At 57.8% G+C, this 7,776-nt stretch carries 7 protein-coding genes and 1 riboswitch; of the genes, 3 read left to right on the forward strand and 4 right to left on the reverse strand.

What is annotated here, in order from left to right:
• Positions 1–1,010: 1,010 nt before the first annotated feature.
• From ACILRA_RS16430 to ACILRA_RS16445, 4 genes are all read right to left on the reverse strand, one after another.
• Complete coding sequence (locus tag ACILRA_RS16430; protein ID WP_395663151.1) at positions 1,011–2,666, reverse strand: DEAD/DEAH box helicase; 1,656 nt, start codon at positions 2,664–2,666, stop codon at positions 1,011–1,013.
• A gap of 53 nt (positions 2,667–2,719) precedes the next feature.
• On the reverse strand, positions 2,720–3,364 hold the full coding sequence (locus tag ACILRA_RS16435) for a metallophosphoesterase family protein (protein ID WP_395663152.1): 645 nt from the start codon (positions 3,362–3,364) through the stop codon (positions 2,720–2,722).
• 29 nt (positions 3,365–3,393) lie between these two features.
• On the reverse strand, positions 3,394–3,906 hold the full coding sequence (locus ACILRA_RS16440; protein WP_395663153.1) for a hypothetical protein: 513 nt from the start codon (positions 3,904–3,906) through the stop codon (positions 3,394–3,396).
• Positions 3,907–3,999: 93 nt separating this feature from the next.
• Positions 4,000–4,425, reverse strand: a complete 426-nt coding sequence (locus tag ACILRA_RS16445; protein WP_395663154.1) for a DUF3293 domain-containing protein — start codon at positions 4,423–4,425, stop codon at positions 4,000–4,002.
• 29 nt (positions 4,426–4,454) lie between these two features.
• Positions 4,455–4,557: riboswitch (SAM-I-IV-variant riboswitch) on the reverse strand.
• Between the two features lie 183 nt (positions 4,558–4,740).
• Here ACILRA_RS16445 and ACILRA_RS16450 point away from each other — a divergent pair.
• The 3 genes from ACILRA_RS16450 to ACILRA_RS16460 form a co-directional block, all read left to right on the forward strand.
• Positions 4,741–5,235 carry a hypothetical protein gene (locus ACILRA_RS16450; protein ID WP_395663155.1) on the forward strand — a complete coding sequence of 165 codons (495 nt, stop codon included), beginning with the start codon at positions 4,741–4,743 and terminating at the stop codon, positions 5,233–5,235.
• Entirely contained in the window at positions 5,235–6,461 is a 1,227-nt protein-coding gene (locus ACILRA_RS16455; RefSeq protein WP_395663156.1) for a PAN domain-containing protein, read from the forward strand. The genes ACILRA_RS16450 and ACILRA_RS16455 overlap by 1 nt, the downstream gene beginning before the upstream one ends.
• Positions 6,462–6,490: 29 nt before the next feature.
• The coding region (locus tag ACILRA_RS16460) for an exonuclease domain-containing protein (protein WP_395663157.1) at positions 6,491–7,776 on the forward strand (1,286 nt) is incomplete at its 3' end.

Below are 7,776 nucleotides of genomic sequence, written 5' to 3' on the forward strand. Positions count from 1 at the left end.
CACGGTGTAGATCTCCGAGCCCTCCCTGCTCACACAGAAAGGACATAGATAGTGGGCGACTTTTACTCCGCCCGCAGCGGGCCAATCCCGCCGCTACCGTGGTCTAGTTTTCCACCGCCGTTCCCACTGCAGCGACCAGTGCTACCCATTTGCTTGTACAGAAGGCCGCTCTAGCCTTGGACGTGGCTCCAAATGAGTTCGAAGCACTAGAGCCCCGTCTTAGGGATGGAAGGCCCGTCCTCCAGATCGCAGATTCCTTGATAAACGGGTCAGGGCTTTCGAGACGGCTTGGGCAAGTTGGACTGGATGGGATCCCCGAGGTGGTTCGGCTGATAGGCCAGATCACCTCAAATGAAGCTGTGTGGCCATTATCCGCGTTTCTAGAGTCCGCGCACGATCAGCATTGTCATACGGCCTGTTATCGCTGCATCCAACAGTATGGAAACAGGCGGGTTCACAACCTTTTGGATTGGAGGCTTGCTATTGCGTACCTGCGAGTAGCGCTTGATCACAACTACACTTGCGGTCTTGACGGAGTATTTTCCACATATCCTGAATTGAAAGCGTGGCCGACGCGTAGTTTGCAATTGGCTCAAGCGACGGCGCGGCTGCGAGCAGGTACTCTTTCAGTTCAAACTGGTATCGGTCCCTTGGGGCTAAATGCTGTTGTCGAAAAGCGTAGCGGTAACACTGTACGCTTCGTAGTGGTTCATCCTCTTTGGCGTACAGATTCCGGGGCTCTTCATCGACTGTTGGGCGATGCAATGAGGCCTTATGACAAGCCTGTAACGACGTTTGATCTAGAGCGGCGGCCTCTTAGAGCGTTGGAGATCGCTCGTTCTGCTCTACCAGATCCGATATTGAATAATTGAGGATCAGTGATGCAGTTCTGATTGTGGGATGGGGGTAGAGGAAAGTTTACCGAGCCGCAACGTGTGAGCGGGGGCGGAGGACGGTCGCATGACTGATCGCTGCATCAGGAATGGGATCAAACATTCTGGAAAAGTTGATCAAGTCGTCGCTCGCACTTCCCGGACGTGCTTGCAGTTTCCGCGGTACAAAAAACCTTCGCAATTGCACTCCAGGTGCCCGGCACGACCATATGTGACCCGGTATGATTTCGACGGATTCCGGGACGACTTGAATTCCCATAGTCCGGATTTGTCGGCCTCCTCCTGCTCTCGATGGGCTTTGGGGAGCAGGGCGGAGAGCTCCGCCAGCCGCTCATTCGGATCGCTCTTGGCCAGCTTCGCCTCCTGCATGAGGGCGGGTGCGATGGCCCGCAGCCGGGCCTCGAGTTCGGCCAGAAAGGAGGCATCAGGGGCAACCTCCGCCTCCACGGATCCTATTAGCGCCATCTTCAGGGACAGCAGTTCCGAGATGTACTCGTCCAGCGAACCGGCGGCGTAGAAGTATTCGACCGTCACCCGGTTCTTCTGCCCGAGCCGGTAGCAGCGGTCCTCGGCCTGGGCATGGTTCGCCGGCACCCAGTCGAGGTCCTGGAAGATCACGTGGGTTCCGGCCGTCAGGGTGATACCGACGCTGCCGGCGATGAGGTTGCAGACGGCGACCCTTATCTCAGGGTCGTCCTGGAAGCGCTCGACGGCGGCCTGCCGCTGCTCCGACGTGTCCGACCCGGAAATTGTCACGCAAGCGCTGCCAAGGCTCTTCGCGTGGCGTTTCAGGCCCTCGGTGAAGGAGGTGAACACCACGACCTTCTGGCCGGTTGCCAGTACATCCTGGATGCGCTCCTCCACCGCCTTGTGCTTGGCCTTGTGAAGCGCGGTCCTGACCTTCATCAGCTTTGCGAGGAACTGCTTGTCGTTGGGGTTTGCCGGGTCGGTGGCGGCATACCAGCGGAAGAAGGCGAGTGAGGCCTCTACCGCCGAGGGGCTGGAGGCGACATCGACCGGCACCCAACTCCGCACCTTCGGGGGGAGATCCAGCACCTCTTCTTTCTTGCGGCGGATCGAGACCTCCTTGAAAAGGAGGTTCAGTTCTTCCAGGTTCGAGGCGCCAGTCGTGACCCAGCCAAAATCGTTCTGGTAGGCATCGCAATAGCGCTTGGCGAAGGACAGGAAGGAGCGCGCCGCTGGGTGCCCGACGCAGCGGAGGAGGTTGAACAGGTCCCGCGGGCGGTTGGTCATGGGCGTGCCGGTCAGCAGGAACACATACTGTGGACCGATGATGGGCGCCCGTGCCTCCTTCTGGACACCGAGCAACTTCAGGCAGTGGCTGGTGCGCTGACTGGCGTTCTTGATGAAATGCGCCTCGTCGAGGATCACTCCGGCCCAGGGGATGTCGTGCAGCCTGGCGGCGTTCCTAGTGAGCAGGTCGTAGTTGACGATCACCCACCTCGGTGTTCCGTCGGGTGCTCCGTCCTTTGCACCAATGATCTCCACCACGGCATCCGGGTCGACCATCCGGATTTCGCGCCGCCAGTTCAGCTTGAGCGATGCCGGACAGACGACGAGGATCGCCCCCTCCGGTGCGCCGACGTTCATGGCCACGATGGCCTGCCTGGTCTTGCCGAGGCCCATGTCGTCGGCAAGAACCACGCGCTTCTTCGACAGCAGGAAGGCCACTCCGTCTGCCTGGTGGGGGTAAAGAAGGCCGGGCGGGATGGAGGACAGGCGATCGAGGTACGGAATATCCAAATTTGCCATCGCATTCCTCCTTATAATCTTCGCACGTTCAGAGAAGCTATTCAGGCGCAGCGTTATTCAAGAACCCGAATTGCAGTTGGACGGGCATCAGAATTGTCGTGAAATGCAGCTACACAGAGCTTTCCGCTTTTGAAGGAGCCTGCATCAATGTTGGTTCGATTCTTCCGAAGTGTAGGTCCCACCGGCGTGTGGCCGTGGACCACATGCTTGCCGAATGAACGTCTGGAGGTCAGGAAGGGCTCGCGGATCCACAGCAAGGTCTCGGGATCCTGGTTCGAAAGAGCAATTCCAGGCTCGAGGCCTGCGTGAACGAAGATACGCAGGTTGTCCTCGTGCCAGAAAGGCAGTGCACCCATCCAATCCGTGTAGGTGGATCCGATCGACCCGCCGAATGACTCGAGGGTAGAATCTCCGCCATTTGCGAGCCATTCCTCGAGGTGGTGATCTGAGAGTTTGGAATCGAGGCACATCTGTTCGTGGTTGCCGCGAATACATGTATAACGATCATCCTGCCGCTGGGGACCGGCCATCAAGATATCCAGGACCGATTTGCTATCTGGGCCTCTGTCAATATAATCCCCGATGAAGATCACGTGAAACGGAGTGCTTCCCGACTGCCTCTGGATCCAGATCAGAGCTTTATCCAGAAGTTTGGCGCAGCCGTGTATGTCGCCGACGGCGTAAGTTTGCCTTTTCATGAGCGGTGCCTTGGGGATAGCTTGAATGTTCAGCGTGACTTCATTCGCTCAGTGATGACGCCCGGCAGCGAGTTCAGCAGATCCGGTTCTCTGTCTACAGATACCTTGATCAACCGGTGCATCAGATCGTTTTCGCTCAGATGCGCGACCGAAATCGGATCGGGGTCTTCATCAATCCAGAAGAACGGCTTGGCAGTGTCGATTCCAGAGATCTTGGCAGTGTCCCACTGCGATGCTGGTATAGAACGGATCAGGGATGAGAACCGGTCGGACCTCATGGCTGACGGAGAGGCGTGCCTGAACGCTCTCTCAGCGTTCTCAATGCTGCCCCCCGAGGTTCGGGTGCTCAACCAGAATACGTCGAAATTGGCGGTGGCCCACTCGAGCAACTCTGTCGCTCCGGATGCGACCTCATAAAGGCTCATCGCACCAAAGCCTTGTTGACGTGTTCTACGCAGGAGAACGCCGTCGATGTCTAGGTATAGAGCTATGCGCACGTCCGGTGCGGGGGCAGCCGCTAGGTCACCAGTTTGATAGGACATGCCTATTCTCCTTGTATCGGCAATCGACGAGATGTCGGGGGCGGCAATCCGGAACAAACCTCCCCAGCCAATCAGGTTGGCCAGACCGAAAAATCAGCGCAGAAGCAGTAATTGCGGGACGGCATCGCTTCCAATCCAGACCACCGCATCCTGCCTGAAACGGCGACCCAGTTCTCGCGCGGTATCGGCATCGAGCCCGAACGCGAGATAGCTTTTCTCCTTCCACTTCTCGGTAGGATCGGCACCAACGCCCTCGATGACGCGGTTCGAAGGGCCATCAAGCTGCTCTCTGAGACGCTCGTGAGCGTCCTCATTGGCGCTATCAACCTGCTTTCGTCCGAAGGGATTGAAGGCTGTTATGAATACAGCGCAATCGCAGCCGTTCTGCTTGTAAAGCAAGGCGAGAGCAGGCGAATGCTGGCCGACCTGCAGCACGAACGCATCGGGGCCAACGCCCACACGATAGTACGTGTCCAGGTATGCCTCGATCTTGTCTATAGGGATTTCCGTCTGCGCCATTCTTGCTCCCTCATCAATCCGAGGGTCGACGCACCCCGCATAATTGCTCTTTCAAGCCGCATCTCCTCTCGGACACCACCTTGCCCGGGAAGGCAGGTTGGTTTGGGCGTCGACCCAATCTAAATGCTGTGTTCTTTATAACGAACACCGATGCTGGTGTCAACAGGAACGATTGCTTTCATGCGATCATCTGCCCGTCTGACCTATAGCAAGTCTTGATCCCAGTCTGCTTGCATGATCCAAAACCTTTGAGTGATACTGGCGGAATGGACCTCGTCATCCAAGACGCTACTGCATCAGGAAGAAAGTACTCGCATGATCGAACTGATTGATGTCGATACCGCCGGCCTTCTCCGGGAAGCGGAGTCCCGCTTCATGCTCGGCCCCGAGAGCCACCACGGCCCGGTACACTGGCGTGCCGTGCTCTCGAACGGAATGGTGCTTGCGGACGAACTGGCGGGTGATCACTCGTTCATGGCCGTGTTCGCACTGCTCCATGACTGCCGGCGTGAGAACGAGTGGGAGGATCCGCGACACGGGGCGCGTGCTGCGGAGGTCGCGAAGGCGCTCAATGGTCGCTTCTTCGATTTCGAGCAAGGAAGACTGTCCCGGCTGACGGAGGCCCTGCACTGGCACGACGCCGGAAAGGTGCACGCCGATATCGATATCTCTTGTTGCTGGGCAGCTGACCGCATCGAACTCAGACGCGTTGGGATTGAGCCCGCCAAGTGGGGTTTCTGCGATCGCACATGGCCCTTGGCTCAGAGCCTGCTGTCCAAGCGGAAAATTGAGAGCGTCGAGGGTTCCTGATGAAAAGCCAGCACAGCAATCCTGAGCGTACTTGTCTGGTCAATGGTCTGCTCGGGGCCGTTGAGCGCATGATCTGCCTGATGCTCCTTTCTGCGGTTCTGCTCGCAGGAATGTGCCGTTACCCCGAAGCCGCTGAAATCAGCGTGGAGCCCGAACCTTCGGGTGACCTTGTCTTCATCACTATTGAAGGCGAGCTTGTGGCCGGAGACGAAAAGAAGTTCGCGCAGGTGGCCCTTCAGAACGACATGGCCATTGTCGTTCTGAACAGTCCCGGCGGGAGCACACTCGCTGGTGTGGAGATCGGTAAGGCGATTCGGTTGAAAGGCTTCTTCACCTACGTTCCTGCGGATACCGTCTGTGCATCCGCCTGCGGTCATATCTGGCTTGCGGGCGTGCAACGTTACATGGAGGAATCATCGAAAGTGGGCTTCCATGCGTCCTTCATCCAGGAGAACGGTGTGAACCGGGAAACCGGTGTCGGAAACGCGCTGGTTGGTGCATACCTCAACTCTCTGGGACTGTCAGAGTACGCGATTGCCTACATCAGCTCCGCATCGCCCGACTCAATGACGTGGTTGACCCTTCAGGACGCGGAAAGCGTCGGCATCGATGTGAAGATAGCAAATGAAACAGCGCCTGCCACGGACCGGAGAAGAACGGCAAGCCCCTCGAACGATGAAGAGATCGTGGTGGTACCGTTGGAGCCGCCATCCGGCCAGGTAGTGCAGGGCACACCTCCTGTGGTGACCGCCCCTCCTGTCGATAACAGCCAGATTGCCATGTCTCACATTCAAGGTGCTGACATATTCGGTCATGACCTTCCCGGCATGCCGCTCAAGAACGTGTCTGCAGCACAGTGTGAGGAAGCGTGCATGTCTGACAGGCGCTGCAAGGCATTCACGTTCAACACCAGACACGCTGTGTGTTTTCTCAAGTCTGATGGCGAACGCGTATTCAGGAACCCGAACGCATTCGCTGGCTACAGGATCTATCTTGAGAGCAGGCTCCGAAGATCGACGATCACGATCATGGAAAGAACCGACTATCCGGGGAACGACTACCGGGAGATACGGGACGTCGGATTTGGCGAGTGTTCTGACAGTTGCGAGAAGGATGATATCTGCCGCGCATTTACGTACATGGCCAGAAGAAAGAGCTGCTGGCTGAAAAGCGCGACTTCCAGCCCCGTCGAGACAAAGACCACGATCTCTGGCCGCAAAGACTGAGTGGTCAGGGCGCGCGGGGCAAATATCTCATGGCATTCGTCTTCTATGATACCGAGACAACGGGTAGCGATACCTTCTACGATCAGATTCTGCAGTTTGCGGCCATTCGAACCGATGACGCCCTGAATGAAATCGATCGCTTCGAGATCCGCTGCCGCATCCAGCCACATATTCTTCCGGCTCCGGGGGCTCTTCTCGTTACTGGTGTCGCTCTGGATCAACTGTCCGATCCTGTACTTCCGTCCCACTTCGAGATGGCGGCCACGATCCACGAGAAGCTCTCAGCATGGTCGCCTGCTGTGTTTGCCGGCTATAACAGCCTGGAATTCGATGAAGATCTCCTTCGGCAAGCCTTCTACCAATCGCTGCTACCGCCCTTCCTGACAAATACCAATGGCAACAGCCGCCTCGACATCATGCGCCTGGCGCTGGCGGTCCACGAGTTCGAACCGGGCAGATTGGAAATACCCCAGCGGGCCGATGGCGCGCCGACCTTCAAGTTGGACCGGTTGGCGCCTACAAACGGTTTCCTGCACCCCAATGCGCATGATGCCTTGGCGGACGTCGAGGCGACCATCTATCTGGCGCAGTTGATGAAGGAGAGAGCGCCCTGGTTGTGGGAACACCTGCTGAGGATGGGGCAGAAGGCGGAGGCGGTACGACACGCCCGGTCAGCCGCGGTTCGCCTCTATACGGACTTTCCCTACAACAAGCCAAATCATTGGCTGGTCTCGGCCATCGCGGTCGACCCTCAGAATAACGGTAACGTGATCGCCTTCAACCTCGCGCATGATCCTGCGGAGCTTCCGTCAGTGAGCGATGATTCACTCAGGAAGTGGGCGGCCACCAAACCGAAGCCGCTGCGAACAATCAAGGCAAGCAGCTGCCCGATCCTGCTCGACCTGGAGAGGGCGCGGGATCGCATTGAACTCATGAAGATAGGTGAGCCGGAAATCATGCGGCGCGCCCAGCTCCTGCAGGGATCTCCGGAACTCCGTCACCGACTTCTGCAGGCGTATGTCGCAACACGCGAAGTCTACGAGCAATCTCCCTGGCTAGAGGGGCAGATCTACCGGGGCTTCCCCGGCGCGCGAGACGCCGCCCTGATGCGTGATTTCCATCGGGGCTCATGGCCAGCAAGAGCGGAGATCGCTGGCCTATTTGAGGATGATCGCTACCGCAAGATCGCAAGGCGGATCGTCTTCGGCCATCGCCCGGACTTGTTGGATAACGGTACGAGGAGAGCATTTTCCACCGCCATTGCCCAGAGATGGTTGACGGAGGGCAAGGCGAAGTGGCTGACACTTGAAAGGGC

Source organism: Aestuariivirga sp. (assembly GCF_044239095.1).
GTDB lineage: Bacteria > Pseudomonadota > Alphaproteobacteria > Rhizobiales > Aestuariivirgaceae > Aestuariivirga.